This is a genomic window from Solibacillus sp. FSL W8-0474, from assembly GCF_038004065.1.
GTDB classification, from domain to species: domain Bacteria; phylum Bacillota; class Bacilli; order Bacillales_A; family Planococcaceae; genus Solibacillus; species Solibacillus faecavium.
Map to the genome: position 1 here is coordinate 3,438,321 of NZ_JBBOQJ010000001.1, position 16,585 is coordinate 3,454,905.

Sequence of the window (16,585 nt, forward strand, 5' to 3'; positions counted from 1 at the left end):
TTAAGAAGCTTGTTTCATTAACGTTGCTTGTTCAGTTTTCAAGGTTCATTTTGTTGCTATGTCGTTTTAGCGACTTCTCTAATTTAACATTTCTTCTTTTCTCTGTCAACAACTTTTTTTTGCAAAGTTGTTTGAGCGTTTAGAAGTTATTTTGTTTTTCGAGTACGTCTTAGCGACATTTAATATATTACAATATCACTCACACTTACGTCAATACTTTTTTCAAAAAAAGTTTCAGAGCGTTATTTAACGCTCTGATTAATATACTATAAACCGTATTCACTTTCAATAAAGTGTCGGTCTACATAATAGTTACGATGGAATATCGCTTCATTTTTAGCAACTACGGTCTCTACTTGAACTAACTCTTTCTCGATTAAATATTCAACAAAAACTTCTAGATCTATAGAGTAGTAACTTAATTCAGGGTGATCATGTAATTCCTGTATTGTCCAATAGGGTTGAGCAAGCATTGTTTCTAAAATATGCTGCGCCCCATCAGTCGTTCTTGAATTAATTAGAAACTCTCCTGCTAAAAATAAAAGCTCCAGACGCTTTTCCAAACTTTCATTACTCATAATTAATTCTTCATATAACTTATAAATCGCCGGGTCATTTCGTTTCACTTGAGCCCATACAGTGACTTCCGGATAGTGACCACTATCAATAATTGATAATCTACCTAAATGATGTAATGAAGCAACTACATGATTATAAGCATCTAAATAGTGACCATCCTCAAACAATTCTTTTCCTTCTTGATAACGGCGGATTAACTTAGCGAACTGAATTCCTGTTTTCAACTTACGACCGACAAAAGGAAACTCTTGTAGTTCTGAACGCAGCTTAAATAAAAATTCATTTCGATCGAACATAATTTTACCGTGGAATAGCCAATCAACTAAACGCTTATTCGAACCAATAAAGATCCATTTACGCAGACGCTCTTCCGTTAATATATGCATCACCATTTTCGCATCACCATACATATAGTGTTTTGAATAAATAGGCGTGTCACTATCTTTTACAATAATTAAAAGTACCGAATCAAATGTATCGGTCATATTCTCAGCGCCTTCACGCTTATTAATTAAAATAACCCCTAACGTCTCTGGCTGACTTGCGCGTTCCTGATAAATTGGTCTTAAAATATGTTCCATTGTTATCCCCCTATAAAATTTTGCTACTATATATATTTGTTTCTAAGTTATTGTAATCGCTATATATCAAATTAACTAGTGTTATCTCATTGAATATTTAATCCAATAAAAAGTCGTTATTAATTATAACTAGAATAATAGAATTGTTTCGACAATAAGTTTGGAAATACCTTTAAATTCATATAATAGAATATCTCCAAAATCTTTCAAATCTACTAATCTAAATCCAATTTATGTTATAGTATATTTTAGATTAGGAGGCAATTATAATGAAAAAGTATAATAGTAAAATAAATAAAATACGATCATTTGCATTATCGCTTATTTTCATCGGCTTTGTAATTATGTATGGTGCAATCTTTTTTAAAGACAATCAAATTCTTGTATTAATCTTCATGTCTATAGGGCTTCTGTGCATTATCGGTAGTACTGCTGTTTATGGATGGATTGGACTTTTATCAACTAAAGCAGTACAAGTGGTTTGTCCGGAATGCGGAAAATGGACAAAAGTATTAGGTCGTGTAGATATTTGCATGTATTGCAACGAACCACTTACATTAGATCCTTCATTAGAAGGTAAAGAATTTAATCAAGAATACAACAAAAAATAAAGTATAAATAAGCTGCATTGATACTCACTTTGGGTTAATGCAGTTTTTTCATACAAAAAACCTAGCAACAATCGTTACTAGGTTAAACTTTTTATTGAACTTTCTTTCCACCGACTGCAATACACTCTGGGCAAGTACCGTATACTTCCAAACGGTGCGAATTAACTTCAAAGCCTGTAACTTGAGAAGCGAAGTGCTCTACTTCATTTAATCCAGGATAATGAAAATCTACAATTTTGCCGCAACATTCACAAATCATATGATAGTGATCGCCCGTTACAAAATCGAAACGACTTGCTGCGTCTCCGTAAGTAAGCTCTTTAACTAAGCCAACCTCACGAAATACTCGTAAATTATTATATACTGTTGCGACACTCATATTAGGAAACTTGCCGCAAAGTGCTTTGTATATATCATCCGCTGTTGGGTGAATCATACTTTGAATTAGATATTCCAAAATCGCATGACGCTGAGGAGTAATTCGTACACCAGTAGTCTTTAACGTGTCCAGCGCATCCTTTAAATGCATTTCAGACATCGTCATACACCCCTTTTCATACATATTATTAATTTATAATCGTTATAAATAGTGTATCGAATTTATCCTCAAGTTGTCAACAATTGCTTATTCTAATAGAAGTAAAAGTCATTAGATAAAATTGCTAATTGAAAATCCATCCAAGCAAAGCTTAACTTCACTAACAAATTTTCTCAGTTAGTAACCTCTAAGAATATCCATCTTATTTTCTAAGTCCCGCTCTCCATTCAACCATTTTTGCAAACTCGGTTTAAAAATATCTAAACTTCGCTCCACATAACGTGATGAATGACTTGAAAAATGGGGAGAAAGAGTTACATTGTCTAAATCCCATAATGGACTATCCGATGGTAAAGGCTCAACTTCATATACATCCAATACAGCATGCTCAATCAATTTGTCTTGGAGTACTTTAATGAGTGTTTCTGTATTTACTACATCTCCTCGTCCAAAGTTCATGAAGATTGCAGAGTTTTTCATTTCCTCAAAATGCTCACGAGTTAGCAGATGTTTTGTTTCCTTCGTAGATGGGAGGATCGAAATTACAATGTCTGCCTTTGGTAAATGTTGCTTCAAGGCATCCAGCTTATATGTTTCATTCATATAGGGTGCTTCAGTACCTGAACGGTTGCAGCCAATTGTATGAACATCAAATGCCTGTAATATACGCCCGATTTCTCCCCCAATCGCACCTGGTCCAATTATAAGTGCTGTGCTGCCGTTTAACTCAGTAGGTCGGGCCTTTTTATTCCATTCTTTCTTTTGTTGCTGTTCATAAATAAATGGCAATACACGTTTTAAAGCTAAAATATGCGCCAGGATCGATTCAGTCATCGGCTTTTTATGTATCCCACGTACATTTGATACGATAATATTACGTTTTGCGATTGCTTCTGCGGGCATTTTTTCGATTCCCGCTGACGCAACGAAGATCCACTGTAATTTATCTGCATACTGCAAATGCTGTTCTTTTAGATCTTCCCCGTATGTTACTAATATTTCTGCCTGTGCAAGTTTCTCTATATCCAATTTTGTATCAAATAAAAAATCTACTTGTGGAAACTCCGATAAAAGCGGCTGTTTTAAATCTTCACGCGGTTCAAATGTAAAATAAATCGTTGCCATTATAACTCCCCTTTGAGCACCCATTAATTTGTGCGATTTTTTAAATAGTTTAACACATCTTCAATATGATTTTTTACACGTACTTTTCTCCACTCTTTTTCAACTATGCCCTCTTCATTAATTAAAAATGTCGTACGCTCGATGCCCATATATTCCTTACCAAAATTTTTCTTCAATGTCCAAACACCATATTTCTCCGCCACTTCATGATTCTCATCCACTAATAACGAAAACGGTAATCCGTGCTTTTCGATAAATTTGGTATGTTTCGCTGCATCATCTAAACTTACACCTAAAATTACGGCATTCAAATCTGAAAAATCTTCATATTTATCGCGGAAGTCGCAAGCCTGTGTTGTACAGCCAGGTGTTAAATCTTTCGGGTAAAAATAGAGAATCACGTTTTTACCTTTATAGTCTTCCAGCGAAATTGTTTTTCCTTCTTCGTTTTGCAATGTAAATGCTGGTGCCTGTAAATTTTCTAATGTCATAACTTTCCCTCCAAATTTTTCTTCTATGATACAAAACAATGCCCGTTGCTTCAATTTCTTTGGCGTTCCCTTTCATTACATACTACAATAGATATGAAATCATTTCATGTAACCTATTTTGGAGGAATAAATTATGAATCATACTAAATCTGAGCAACTTCATGCAGAAGCGCTCGAACATATCGTTGGCGGGGTAAATAGTCCATCCCGTTCTTATAAAGCAGTAGGCGGCGGCGCACCTGTTGTCATGGTCCGCGGTAAAGGAGCATACTTTTGGGATGTAGACGGTAATCGTTACATCGATTATTTAGCAGCCTATGGTCCAATCGTTACGGGGCACGGACATCCGCATATTGCAAAAGCGATTGCACACGCCGCTGAAACTGGTGTTTTATTCGGTACACCGACAGAGCATGAAATTAAGTTTGCAAAAATGTTAAAAGAAGCAATTCCTACATTAGATAAAGTCCGTTTTAACAACTCCGGTACTGAAGCAGTGATGACATGTGTACGTGTCGCTCGTGCCTTCACCGGTCGTACAAAAATCATTAAATTTGCTGGGTGCTATCACGGTCACTTCGACCAAGTACTTGTTGCTGCGGGATCAGGTCCAGCAACATTAGGTTCACCTGACTCTGCAGGAGTTCCTCATGCTGTCGCTACAGAAGTAATTACCGTACCATTTAACAACGAGGAAGAATTCACATTAGCAATGGAAAAATGGGGCAATGATGTTGCAGGGATTTTAATCGAACCAATCGTCGGCAACTTCGGAATTGTAGAACCGCATAAAGGATTTTTGGAACATGTACATGCATTGGCAAAAGAATATGGTGCATTAACAATTCACGATGAAGTCATTACAGCTTTCCGTTTCCACTACGGTGCAGCACATACAATGCTTGGCTTAACTCCGGACTTAGTCGCAATGGGGAAAGTAATCGGCGGCGGTCTGCCAATCGGTGCATACGGTGGTCGTAAAGAAGTTATGGAAACAGTCGCTCCACTTGGCCCTGCATATCAGGCTGGTACTATGGCAGGAAACCCTGCAAGTATGCAAGCAGGTATTGCATGTCTTGAAGTGTTGCAGCAACCGGGTATTTATGAAGAAATGGATCGCTTAGGTGCTCTTCTTGAGGAAGGTATTTTAGCAGCTGCCAAAAAACATAATGTGACGATAACATTAAACCGTTTAAAAGGCGCGTTCGCAATTTACTTTACTGATGTAAAAGTGGAAAACTATGAGCAAGCGGAAAATACGGACGGTGAAAAGTTCGGTCGCTTCTTTAAATTAATGTTATCACAAGGCATCAACTTAGCCCCTTCAAAATATGAAGCATGGTTCTTAACGACAGAGCATACCGTAGCTGATATAGAAGAAACATTAAGAGCGGTAGATTACGCATTTTCTCAATTATAGGAACTAAAGCGAAAAGGCGCCCTCCAAGTTATTGGAGTATCGGCGCACAAAACATTACTTGAAAGTGTCCTTTAGTGCGATATTCTATAATACGAGACAAACATGAAAGCCACTATAAATTTTTAGTTTATAGTGGCTTCTATATCATAACTCCGCAAGAAAGGAGGAAGTGCACATGAAACTTGGTGCACGTGTATTAAAAACTGGCGTTGCAATCGTCTTTGCCCTATTTTTAGCTCAAATATTAAATGTTCCCTCACCTGTATTTGCTGCCATTGCTGCTGTTTTTGCTATTCAGCCTTCTATTTACCGGTCTTATCTTACTATTTTAGAGCAAATGCAAGGGAATTTAATTGGAGCTACTATTGCTGTAATATTTGGTTTACTATTCGGACATCATATCGTTGCAGTCGGCATTGCTGCAATTATCGTACTCGGTCTTATGATGAAACTGAAGCTTGAAAAATCTATTTCACTTGCACTTGTTACTGTTATAGCCATTATGGAAGTGCCTGGTGATGACTTTTTAATGTTTGGCTTAATTCGCTTTGGAACAATTATGCTCGGTGTTTTTGCTGCCTTTGTTGTAAATTTAGTATTTTTGCCACCGAAATATGAAGTAAAGCTGTTTAAAAAAATCAACTCCATACAAGACGATATTATTCGTTGGACGCGTCTAGCTGTACGCCAAGCAAGTGAACATACATCTACTAAGATGGCCGTCAATAAATTGGAATCCCGTCTAAATGAATTGGATACAATGTATGGCTTTTTTAAAGAAGAACGCGGTTATTCCAACAAGCAAAAGTATGTAAAAGCACGGAAGCTTGTTATATATCGTCAAATGCTATTAACTTCGAAAAAAAGCTATGAATTACTAGTCCGATTGCATAAACATGAAAACGAACTTGGTAAGCTGCCGAACAAATTTCAAATTATTATTCAGGAGCGGTTGGACTTTTTACTAACCTATCACGAACAACTATTATTGAAATATACAGGAAAACTAAGGCCCGAACATTCAAAATGGACGCGGCATGAGGAATATTTACAAGGTAGTGAGCTTATGGAGCAATTCATTAAACAAATTGCTCTCGCCCAGGAAGAGGCTTCTGAAGATGAACAGTTTTCAAGCTACCATTTGCTTTACATTTTATCCAGGATTTTAGATTACGAGGAAAACTTAGAGCATCTTGATACATTAATTGTTTCCTACCGTAGCTATCATAGTGAGGAAAAAAATCTTAATTTAGAATCAGACTTTTATTAGACGAACTACTTAAAAAGAGAAGATGTGCTTTTGCACACCTCCTCTTTTTAATTTTTCATTTTTGGATCGAGTGCATCTCGTAGCCCATCGCCCATTAAGTTAAATCCGATTACCGTCAACATAATTGCAAGTCCCGGGAATATCATAGCCCACGGTGCATTTAATAAAAACATCCGCGCATCCGCCAACATTTTACCCCACTCCGGCTGAGGTGCTTCTGCTCCAAGCCCTAAAAAGCCAAGTGCTGCAGCTTCAATAATAGCCGTTGCAATCGCCAATGTTCCTTGGACAATTACAGGTGTCATAGAATTCGGTAAGATATGTTTCCATAATATCCTCGTATTCCTCATCCCAATTGCTTTTGCAGCATGAATATATTCCTCTTCCTTAATACTAAGCACCCGCGAACGAATGAGTCGACCAAAGTTCGGTATATTAATGACCGCAATTGCAATTAAGGCATTTTGCAATGAAGGACCTAAAATTGAAACAATCGCAATCGCTAATAAAATACTTGGGAATGCGAGCAGAATATCAAATATCCGTGAAATAATTGTATCAACCCAACGACCATAATAACCCGCAATAATTCCCAAAAAGCTACCAGCAACTGCGGAAATTAATACTGCGGACAAACCAACTGTTAAAGAGATTCGAGCACCATGTAAAATTCGCGAAAAAATGTCACGACCCAAATCATCTGTCCCAAACCAAAATTCAGCGGATGGAGGCTGCAAGCGCATACTTAAATTTTGCTCATTAATTCCTTGGGGTGCTATAAAAGGGCCCAAAACAGCAATAAGGACAAAAAATATAACAATTGCACTGCCCACTAAGGCTGATTTACTTTTTTTGAAACTCGTCCATGCTTCTTGCCATGGCCCTTTTACTTTTTCTTCAACTTCAATTTGTCGTACTTGATTTCGTATGATTTCAGACATGCTATGCGCCTCCTCCCTAGTTGTATTTAATGCGTGTATCGATTACTGTATACAAAATATCAACGATTAAATTAATCATGACGAATAAAAAGGCAACAATTAAAATGCCCGACTGAATGACAGGATAATCTCGGAATCCTATCGCTTCATATATATAGCGTCCGATACCAGGCCAACTAAAAATAGTTTCAGTTAATATGGCACCACCTAAAAGCATCCCCGTTTGTAAACCTACTACTGTTAACACAGGAATTAAGGCATTTTTCAAAGCGTGTTTATAAACAACAATAAACATTTTTTGCCCCTTTGCACGAGCTGTACGAACGAAATCTGATCGCATTACTTCCAGCATGGACGCTCTTGTCATACGAGCTATAATTGCTGTAGGTATTGTCGCTAGTGCAACGCCCGGCAATATTAAATGCTTGATTACATCAACAAACTGATCAAATCTACCGTGCATTAATGTATCGATTAAATAAAAATGCGTAATGGCAGTAACCGGATCTCGTACTTCCTCACGACCCGAAGTTGGCAACCATCCTAGTTGGATACTAAATGCCCATTGTTCCATTAATCCTAACCAAAAAATTGGCATGGATACTCCTATTAAAGCAACAATCATTGCCATGTAATCGAACCAGGAATTTTGAAACCATGCGGAAATAATCCCTGCATTTACTCCGACAATAACAGCAATAATCATAGCGAAAAGTGCAAGTTCAAATGTAGCAGCCAAATATGGCCAAATTTCAGTGGCAATTGGTTGTCTTGTTCTTAATGAGTCACCTAAATTCCCTGTAAATATTCCTTTTAAATAATCAAAGTATTGAACATACCATGGATTATCGAGCCCTAGCTTTAGGCGAAGCGCTGCTATAGCATCCGCGGTAGCTTGCTGGCCTAAAATTACTTGGGCTGGGTCACCTGGAATGGCACGAATAATTAAAAACACTAAAAAGGTCATACCGAGTAATACGGGTATTAAATGCAGTAGACGTTTGCCAATGTAGTGAAGCATGCTCTTCACCCCTTTTATGAATGTATGTTTCTACTAGTAGAAAAAAGGAGAGGCGTATTACCTCCCCTTTCACTTAAATAAAGCCTCTATTATTCAAATGAAACATTAGTTAATTTATCAGAACCTGTTGGATGTGGAAGGAAATCTTTCACCCCTGCTTTAGCTGCAAGTAAAGGCGTTGAGTGAGCAAGTGGTACCCACGGTGCATCTTCATGAATAATTTCCTGTGCTTTTTTGTATAAATCATTACGTACATTTTCATCAGTTTCTGACTGTGCTTTAATTAATAACTCATGCACTTCATCATTAGAATAGTACGCATAGTTATTAGAGCCGATATTGTCTTTATCCAATAATGTGTAAATGAAGTTATCTGCATCTCCGTTATCGCCAGTCCATCCAAGCATGAACGCATCTGCTTCTCCATTTTTCGCTTTTTCTAAATATGTCGCCCATTCAAATGTTACGATTTTTGATGGAATGCCTACATCTTCTAAGTTTTTCTGAATAACTTCCGCTACTTTAGCACCGTCCGGCATATATGGACGTGGTACAGGCATAGCCCATAGCTCAATTTCTTTTCCGTCATAGCCAGCTTCTGCTAATAATGCTTTCGCTTTTTCCGGATCATACGGATACGGAGAAATCGCATCGTTATAGCCACTAATTGACGATGGCATTGGATTTGCTGCTACTTCTGCACGACCTTCAAAGAACGCGTCTACAATAGCTTGTTTATCAATGGCATAGTTAACCGCTTGTCGCACTAATTTGTTGTCAAAAGGTGCACGAGTATTCGTTAACCCTAAATAGCCGATGTTCATAGATGGGCGTTCAATAAGTTGTAATTCAGAATTACCTTCCACTGTTTTTCCATCTGAAGGATTAATCCCATCTGCTAAATCAATGTTACCTGCCATTAATTCATTTAGGCGCGCAGAGTTATCCGGAATTGAACGGAAAATAACTTTATCTAATTTCGGTAAACCTTCTTGCCAGTATTCGGTAAACTTCTCAATTGTAATTGAGTCATTACGTTTCCAATCAACAAATTTAAATGGACCTGTTCCTACCGGTTGATCACCAAAGCTCTCACCCGCTGCTTCAAATGCTGTTGGTGAAGCAATACCGAACGGGCTCATTGCTATGTTTTTAAGGAATGGTGCTTGCGGACGGGAAAGTGTAAATACAACAGTATAATCTCCTTCTGCTGTTACATCTTTAATAATGTCTTCCCCTTCAGCTTTAAACATTGAGTTGAAGTAGTAGAAATCTTCTTCTTTTCCACCCTTCCAACGGTTAACATTTTTAATGACCGCTTCAGCATTGAATTCTGTACCATCATGGAACATTACACCTTCTTCAAGATGGAATGTGTAAGTTAATCCATCTTCACTAACTTCCCATTCTTTTGCTAAACCAGGGTTGATCGTTGTATCTTGTTTTCCGAAATTCAATAACGTTTCAAACAAGTTTTGTGTTACTTTAAATGATTCGCCATCTGTTACAATACCTGGATCGAGCGAAACCGAATCTGCTCCGCGACCAAATACTAATACTTGAGGTGTTGAAGAATTCGAATTGTCTGTCGCATCACTTTCTGTATTTGTTGCACTTGAGTCTGTACCTGGCTCCGCTGTCGATGTCTCTCCATCATCAGCACCACAAGCAGCCAAAAATAGAGCCATCATTAATAGCATAATGAGACTTAATGAATACACTTTACCTTTCTTCAATAAAACAACCCCCTAGATTCTTTTTCTTTTAATCTATTATCATTGCGGCGTTTCATATAAATGACACGCAACAGAATGACCCGATTTGATTTTCTGGAGCATAGGAATAACTTGTTTGCATTTTTCCATAGCATGCGGACAGCGCGTATGAAAAGTACACCCTGTTGGTGGATTGGATGGGCTCGGAATATCACCCTTTAGTAATAGTTGCTCTCTTTCATATACTGGGTCCGGTATTGGTACAGCGGATAATAACGCTTGTGTATAGGGATGAAGCGGCTCATGATACAGTGATTCACTTTCAGCAATTTCAACGAGCCTTCCTAAATACATCACACCTACTCTGTCGCTAATATGCCGTACAACACCTAAATCATGTGCAATAAATATATAAGTGAGCTTTAAATCATCCTGCAATCTTTGCATTAAATTCAATACTTGCGCTTGAATTGATACATCAAGTGCCGAGACTGGCTCATCAGCAATAATCAGTTTCGGATTGGTCATAAGCGCTCTTGCGATTCCAATACGCTGCCGTTGTCCTCCACTAAACTGATGAGGATAACGCTTCGCATGGTATGAGCTCAGTCCTACAATTTCCAAATATTCTCGAACCTTTTTTTTTCTTTCCTTCGCATTGCCGATGCCATGGACAATTAACGGTTCTTCCAAAATTTTTTCTACCGTATGCCTCGGATTTAACGATGCGTACGGGTCTTGGAATACCATTTGTATATCTCTTCGAACTTTTCGCATTTGCTCACTATTTAAATCTGTAAGCTCAATACCATCAAAGAACACTTTTCCTTCTGTCGGTTCATGTAATCGCATAATTGCGCGACCGGTTGTAGACTTTCCGCATCCTGACTCCCCGACAATCCCAAGTGTTTCTCCTTCATAAAGTTCGAATGACACATCATCGACTGCCTTTACATCTCCAACATGTCGGGCAAACATCCCATGGCGAATTGGAAAATACTTCTTTAAATGATCAACTTTCAGCAGCACTTTCGACATGTGAAATCCCCCCTTCTTCCATTTCCAATAAGAAACATCGTGCTCTATGTGCCCCTGCAGCATCATATAATGGGGGATTACTAGTTAAACACCGTTCAAATGCATATTCACAGCGTGCTGCAAAACGGCACCCCTCTGAAATAGAACCTGGCTTTGGTACATTACCGGGAATGGAATAAAGCGTATCCTTCTTATAGCGCATATCAGGTACAGATTGTATGAGCCCTTTTGTATATGGATGCTGGGGGTTTTTAAATATTTCATTAACCGGTGCTTCTTCCACAATCTGACCAGCATACATTACAATGACGCGCTCACACGTTTCAGCAACGACCCCTAAATCATGCGTAATTAATAAGACCGCGGTGTTCAAACGTTCATTTAAATCACGCATTAATTTTAAAATTTGGGCTTGTATCGTTACATCTAGTGCAGTTGTTGGTTCATCCGCAATGAGCACTTTTGGATTACATACAAGAGCCATTGCAATCATAACGCGCTGCCTCATCCCGCCGGATAGCTGATGGGGGTAATCCTTAATCAGTTGCTCTGCTCTTGGTAATCCTACTAGTTTCATAATTTCTATTGCCCGCGCAGTAGATTCCTTTTTCGACCATTTCGGATGATGGATGCGTATAGCTTCAATTAACTGATTTCCGATCGTAAATAATGGATTAAGCGAAGTCATAGGCTCCTGGAAAATCATAGCGATTTCATTACCTCGAATCTTTCGCATTTGCTTATCAGAGAATTTCGAGATATCCTGACCTTTCAATAAAATGCTCCCATTCGTTATTTTTCCCGGAGGACTAGGTACAAGACCCATTATGGAAAGAGAAGTTACACTTTTCCCACAACCAGATTCTCCTACGATGGCAAGAATTTCCCCCTCATGAATTGAAAAGCTTATTCGATCAACAGCAGCAACCTTTCCGCTATCCGAAAAAAATGTAGTTTCTAACTCTCTCACTTCCAACACAGCTTTTCGACTCATTCAACCACCTCAATATTCTGAAGATTAAAAGTATTTGAAAATATGATATTATACCAATTGGAAATTTACAACATTATCGTGATATAATTTATTGAATATTATGAATATTAAACCAATAAAAAAGCTATGCTGAATTATTGTTTCAACATAGCTTTTAGGTTTTAATCTAATTTTTGTACTTGGAATAAGTTATAATATGCTCCCTCTTGCTCCATTAGTAGTTGGTGGGTTCCTGCTTCAACTACTTTCCCATGCTCTATAACAAATATATTATGTGCATGGGTAATTGTAGATAGTCGATGCGCAATAATAATTGTCGTACGATCATGTGCTAATCGGTCGAGCGAATCCTGAATAAGTGCTTCACTTTCCAAATCAAGCGCTGAAGTTGCTTCATCCAATACTAGTATTGGAGGGTTTTTCAAAAATACCCGTGCAATTGCTACACGTTGTTTTTGACCTCCAGAAAGTTTGACTCCCCGCTCACCGACTTTAGTATCATAGCCCTCAGGTAAACTCATAATGAAATCATGAGCATTTGCCGCTTTAGCAGCTGCAACTATTTCTTCATCTGTTGCATTTGGATTACCCATTAAAATATTTTGCTTTACTGAGTCACTAAACAAAATATTATCTTGCAATACTATCCCAATTTGTGAACGTAAAGATTCTATACTTACATCTTTAACATTGTAATCATCAATTTTTACTGCGCCCTCTGTTACATCATAAAAACGTGGGATTAAACTGACGATCGTGGACTTCCCTCCACCGCTCATCCCGACAAAGGCAACAGTTTGTCCCGGCTCAATGGTAAAATCCACACTATTCAAGATTATTTTCCCATCTTTTTCGTATTGGAAAGTGACATTTTCAAATTGAAGTTTACCCTTTGCTTGTGGAAGTAGCAGTGCATTCGGTTTATTTTGGACATCGTATTTTTCGTCCATTAACTCAAACATCCGGTCCATCGAGGCAATAGATTGTGTCAATGTTGTTGACGAGCTTACTAAACGACGTAAAGGACCATAAAGGCGTTCAATATATGCATAAAAAGCAACGAGTACACCAATTGAAAGTGCGCCTTGTAAATATTGGTAACCTGCATATCCAATAACGATTAACGGTGCCATATCTGTAATTGTATTGACGACTGCAAAAGACTTCGCATTCCAACGTGAGTGGGCTAATGCTTTATTTAAAAACTCACCATTTGTATCATCAAATATTTTTTGCTCATGCTTTTCTAATGTGAAACTTTTTATAATGCTCATCCCTGCGACGCGCTCATGTAAATAACTTTGAACGCCCGCTAAGGCCTGTGACCTATCCTTAGTTAACCTTCTTAATTTACCGAAGAAGTATTTAACACTAAAAGCGTAAAACGGAAGTGCAATTAACGAAACAATTGTCAGCTTTACATCCATCGTAAACATAATGGCAATGACGATTAAAATTGTTGCTAAATCCAACCATAAATTCATTAATCCTGTCATGACAAAGTTTTTGGTTTGCTCGACATCATTAATTACCCTTGAAATTACTTCTCCAGCACGGGTATTTGCATAATACTTTAAACTCAACTTTTGTAAGTGCCCATACAATTCTTTACGTATATCAAATAATATATTATTACTTAAATTTTGCGCAAAGTATTGACGGTAATATTCGATGGGTGGTCGAATAATAAAGAACACAACGAGTGCAATACCAATCCATGTAAATAGCTGCCTCATTTTTTCTTCTGTAGACAGACCTTCTTTTAATAAGATATCATCTATAATTATTTGTAATAGCCATGGTAAAAATAACGGTATTGCAAATTTAAGTATACCGATGACGATTGTTAAAAATAAGAGCATTTTATACGGCTTTACGAACCGCATATAACGTTTAATACTATCCAATGCAAAGAACACTTCCCCTCAGAAATTTTGCAACAGCAACTATCATATCATAATTTTTCAATTACTATTTATAGTTGGACTTTACCCAAAAGAAAAACACAAGCAACCTAAAAAGTCACTTGTGTTTTGTTTACTCTTTATTTGCCTGAATTTCACTTAATAGCTCATAGCGGTTTGTCCACGATTCAATAAAGTCTGGAGCAAATGGACCACGACGCTGTTCAATCCAGCTCAATAATGTTTTGACATTGCGCTTTAAAATTTTATCAATGACTTCAGGATAATTCATTTCCAACTTGTGCTGTTCATATTCATCTTCATCCAACAATGCATGACTCATATCAGGAAACACCTTTACATCCAAATCATAGTCAATATACTTTAAGCAATTATTATCAAACACAAATGGTGAACTAATGTTGCAGTAGTAATACACTCCATCTTCACGCAGCATACAAATAATATTAAACCAATGCTCAGCATGGAAGTAACAAATCGATGGCTCACGCGTTAACCATGTGCGACCATCTGATTCGGTTACAAGTGTTTTTTCATTCGCACCGATAATGATATTTTTTGTTGCCTTTAATACCATCGTTTCTTGCCAGACACGGTGGATATTACCATTGTGCTTATAACTATGTATTTGGATTGTTTCTCCTTCAACCGGTAATGCCATCTTAAAGCCCACCTTTTCGTCTTAGCTGTCTTTATTGTATTATAACAATGCTTTAACAAAACTTGTAGTTAGAATGCAATTATTTTCAATTTTGTGTGAAAAATTCGGAAAAATGATAGTGGTTCATCCCAAAACAAAGAGGATGCTCTGAAAGTACGACACTTTCAGAACACCCTCTTCTACTTCAAATTAGAAGTTATTGTTATTACGCTTATTAAATTGAGCGTTACGTTGTTCTTGCTCACGATTTTGTTTTTGGTTTTGTCGTTGAACTTCATTAAAATTCAACTCTTGACCAAATTCTTCGTTATTATTTTGTTGATTTTGGTTGTTTTGGTTTTGCTTTTGGTTTTGATTTTGATTTTGGTTAAAATTATTAAAGTTTAGATCTTCACCAAATTCCTCACGATTGTTTTGGTTTTGGAATTGATTTTGGTTTTGTTGCTGGTTGTTACGATTTTGTTGGTTATTACGGTTGTTTTGATCGTTTCGTTTCATATTTTTTCACCTCCATGACCATTATTGTGGTCGGAGGTAGAATGAATTATGCACTATTTTTTTCATGTTAACTTTCCTAAAATTTTTAACATCGGCACAGGCATCGGGATACTTTCAATTTGCTCTTTCGTCAAAAAGGCTGTATTTAACTGGCTCAATTCACCAGTATCAATTGCATCAACTAAATAACTGCTAATATGCCATTTCAAATGGGAAAATACATGTTTAAAACTAATTATTGGCTCGACTAATTCCCTATTAAGGATCACGTTATATTGTTTTTCAACTTTGGTTAAACTATTTTCAAGTTCATCATGCTCAACCATTATAAACTGCCACATATTTGCAAGCAGCCCTTCTTCCATCCTTTTCTCCATGAGGTAATTTCCATCTTTATCGCGAATTACGTAGACATCATAATGTATGTCTTTCGTCTTTAGCTTTTTGGATTTTACCGGTAGACTTGCCGGGTTACCTTCATGAAAGGCAGTGCAATAATCACGTACTGGACATAGTAGGCATTTTGGGGACGTCGGAGTACAGATTAATGCTCCTAATTCCATTAATCCTTGGTTAAAGGCGGAGGGATTTTCTACATCAATTAACTTTGTTACTGCCTCTTCAAAAATTTTCTTCGTTTTTGGTAATGCAATATCTGCATCAATATTTAACACGCGACTCAATACGCGCATAACATTCCCATCAACAGCATGCTCCGGCTTACCATAAGCAATACTTAAAATTGCGCCTGCTGTATATGGCCCAACACCTTTTAACTTTGAAATATCTACCCGATTATCCGGTACTTTACCGCCGTAAACTTCGACAACTTCTCTAACACCAGCCTGTAAATTGCGCACACGGGAATAATAGCCAAGACCTTCCCACATCTTAAGAAGCTCTTCTTCCGGCGTATATGCTAAACTTTCCGCTGTCGGATATTTTTCTATAAATCGATTGTAGTATGGGATTACTGTGTCCACCCTTGTTTGTTGAAGCATCACTTCAGAAACCCAAATTTGATAGGGCTCTTTCGTATGACGCCACGGCAAATCTCGTTGTTCCTCTAAATACCATGTAACTAATGCTTGGCGAAATTGTTTTATATATGGATAGTTCAAAATGTCCTCCAAAAATTCGATTTTATTTCCTTAAAAAAGGGTATATTATTAAATAA

16 protein-coding genes are annotated in these 16,585 nt (G+C 37.4%); 3 read left to right on the forward strand and 13 right to left on the reverse strand.

Annotation, left to right across the window (positions count from 1 at the left end; translation table 11 throughout):
• Positions 1 to 266: 266 nt before the first annotated feature.
• A complete protein-coding gene (locus NYE67_RS17515; protein WP_340730707.1) occupies positions 267 to 1,160 on the reverse strand; it encodes a nucleotidyltransferase-like protein in 894 nt (297 codons plus the stop codon).
• Between the two features lie 269 nt (positions 1,161 to 1,429).
• On the opposite strand from NYE67_RS17515, the gene NYE67_RS17520 reads away from it, so the two are divergent.
• Positions 1,430 to 1,771: a YgzB family protein gene (locus tag NYE67_RS17520; protein ID WP_191701029.1), complete on the forward strand. Its 342-nt coding sequence runs from the start codon at positions 1,430 to 1,432 to the stop codon at positions 1,769 to 1,771.
• A 91-nt stretch (positions 1,772 to 1,862) separates the two neighbouring features.
• On the opposite strand, the gene perR is transcribed toward NYE67_RS17520, so the two are convergent.
• The 3 genes from perR to bcp form a co-directional block, all read right to left on the reverse strand.
• Positions 1,863 to 2,309 carry a peroxide-responsive transcriptional repressor PerR gene (gene perR, locus NYE67_RS17525; RefSeq protein WP_340730708.1) on the reverse strand — a complete coding sequence of 149 codons (447 nt, stop codon included), beginning with the start codon at positions 2,307 to 2,309 and terminating at the stop codon, positions 1,863 to 1,865.
• A gap of 177 nt (positions 2,310 to 2,486) precedes the next feature.
• Positions 2,487 to 3,434 carry a D-2-hydroxyacid dehydrogenase gene (locus NYE67_RS17530; RefSeq protein ID WP_340730709.1) on the reverse strand — a complete coding sequence of 316 codons (948 nt, stop codon included), beginning with the start codon at positions 3,432 to 3,434 and terminating at the stop codon, positions 2,487 to 2,489.
• Positions 3,435 to 3,457: 23 nt separating this feature from the next.
• The gene (bcp, locus tag NYE67_RS17535; protein ID WP_340726177.1) at positions 3,458 to 3,925 is read right to left on the reverse strand and encodes a thioredoxin-dependent thiol peroxidase; all 468 of its coding nucleotides are present in this window, start codon (positions 3,923 to 3,925) and stop codon (positions 3,458 to 3,460) included.
• A gap of 133 nt (positions 3,926 to 4,058) precedes the next feature.
• On the opposite strand from bcp, the gene NYE67_RS17540 reads away from it, so the two are divergent.
• Together NYE67_RS17540 and NYE67_RS17545 are read left to right on the forward strand one after the other, a co-directional pair.
• Positions 4,059 to 5,345, forward strand: a complete 1,287-nt coding sequence (locus NYE67_RS17540) for a glutamate-1-semialdehyde 2,1-aminomutase (RefSeq protein ID WP_340730710.1) — start codon at positions 4,059 to 4,061, stop codon at positions 5,343 to 5,345.
• 175 nt (positions 5,346 to 5,520) lie between these two features.
• On the forward strand, positions 5,521 to 6,615 hold the full coding sequence (locus tag NYE67_RS17545; protein ID WP_340730711.1) for an aromatic acid exporter family protein: 1,095 nt from the start codon (positions 5,521 to 5,523) through the stop codon (positions 6,613 to 6,615).
• A gap of 47 nt (positions 6,616 to 6,662) precedes the next feature.
• On the opposite strand, the gene nikC is transcribed toward NYE67_RS17545, so the two are convergent.
• The 9 genes from nikC to mutY all read right to left on the reverse strand — a co-directional run bounded on the left by nikC (position 6,663) and on the right by mutY (position 16,529).
• Positions 6,663 to 7,556 (reverse strand): nickel transporter permease, encoded by an 894-nt coding sequence (gene nikC, locus NYE67_RS17550; RefSeq protein ID WP_340730712.1) that lies wholly within the window; start codon positions 7,554 to 7,556, stop codon positions 6,663 to 6,665.
• 16 nt (positions 7,557 to 7,572) lie between these two features.
• On the reverse strand, positions 7,573 to 8,577 hold the full coding sequence (locus NYE67_RS17555; protein WP_340726181.1) for an ABC transporter permease: 1,005 nt from the start codon (positions 8,575 to 8,577) through the stop codon (positions 7,573 to 7,575).
• Between the two features lie 89 nt (positions 8,578 to 8,666).
• Positions 8,667 to 10,313, reverse strand: coding sequence for an ABC transporter substrate-binding protein (locus tag NYE67_RS17560; protein ID WP_340730713.1), 1,647 nt, complete (start codon positions 10,311 to 10,313; stop codon positions 8,667 to 8,669).
• A 39-nt stretch (positions 10,314 to 10,352) separates the two neighbouring features.
• Entirely contained in the window at positions 10,353 to 11,330 is a 978-nt protein-coding gene (locus NYE67_RS17565; protein ID WP_340730714.1) for an ABC transporter ATP-binding protein, read from the reverse strand.
• Positions 11,305 to 12,324 carry an ABC transporter ATP-binding protein gene (locus tag NYE67_RS17570; protein WP_340726184.1) on the reverse strand — a complete coding sequence of 340 codons (1,020 nt, stop codon included), beginning with the start codon at positions 12,322 to 12,324 and terminating at the stop codon, positions 11,305 to 11,307. The genes NYE67_RS17565 and NYE67_RS17570 overlap by 26 nt, the downstream gene beginning before the upstream one ends.
• 161 nt (positions 12,325 to 12,485) lie before the next feature.
• The gene (locus NYE67_RS17575) at positions 12,486 to 14,231 is read right to left on the reverse strand and encodes an ABC transporter ATP-binding protein (protein ID WP_340730715.1); all 1,746 of its coding nucleotides are present in this window, start codon (positions 14,229 to 14,231) and stop codon (positions 12,486 to 12,488) included.
• Positions 14,232 to 14,361: 130 nt separating this feature from the next.
• The gene (gene ntdP / locus NYE67_RS17580) at positions 14,362 to 14,910 is read right to left on the reverse strand and encodes a nucleoside tri-diphosphate phosphatase (protein ID WP_191701017.1); all 549 of its coding nucleotides are present in this window, start codon (positions 14,908 to 14,910) and stop codon (positions 14,362 to 14,364) included.
• 189 nt (positions 14,911 to 15,099) lie between these two features.
• Positions 15,100 to 15,408, reverse strand: a complete 309-nt coding sequence (locus NYE67_RS17585; RefSeq protein ID WP_340730716.1) for a hypothetical protein — start codon at positions 15,406 to 15,408, stop codon at positions 15,100 to 15,102.
• Positions 15,409 to 15,470: 62 nt separating this feature from the next.
• Positions 15,471 to 16,529 (reverse strand): A/G-specific adenine glycosylase, encoded by a 1,059-nt coding sequence (gene mutY / locus NYE67_RS17590; protein WP_340730717.1) that lies wholly within the window; start codon positions 16,527 to 16,529, stop codon positions 15,471 to 15,473.
• Positions 16,530 to 16,585 lie beyond the last annotated feature (56 nt).